We start from the raw sequence: 448 nt of genomic DNA on the forward strand, positions 1-448 counted from the left end.
CAGTAGGGCAGTAGGGCAGTAGGGTGGCATTTCGTGAGCGCGACTTTCCGCGCACATACTGCCCTACTGCCTTACTCCCCTATTCCCTTATCTACCTGCTCCGCCGCCGCTCCGATGCCGGCTGGAATGCCACGCGGGCGTGGTACTTGCAGTAGGGACCGGTTTCGGCGGCATCGTTGCCGCAGAAATGGAAGTCCTCTGAAAGCGGATCGCCGTTCGGCCATTTGCAGGTCCGCTCGGTCAGCTCGACCAGCTGCAGATGCCGCGAGATCGGCAGCACGACATTTTCGACCGGGCGGATGTAATGGCGTGCCACGGGTTCGGCGTCGAACTGCGTCTGCAAAGCGGTCGCGCCGACCGATGTCGTGACATGGCGTGCCGTGGTTGCGGCGCGTGATACCGATTTCTGGACAGTCGATCCTTGCGCTGCCTTCTTCTGGCGTGTTGG

The 448-nt window shown here is 62.1% G+C and carries 1 protein-coding gene; it reads right to left on the minus strand.

All coding sequences use genetic code 11. From position 1 onward, the window contains the following. Positions 1-91: 91 nt before the first annotated feature. The coding region (locus EN969_RS34895; RefSeq protein WP_127419980.1) for a GcrA family cell cycle regulator at positions 92-448 on the minus strand (357 nt) is incomplete at its 5' end.

The sequence above is a fragment of the Mesorhizobium sp. M7A.F.Ca.CA.003.01.2.1 genome (genome assembly GCF_003998945.1).
Classification (GTDB): Bacteria; Pseudomonadota; Alphaproteobacteria; order Rhizobiales; family Rhizobiaceae; genus Mesorhizobium; species Mesorhizobium ciceri.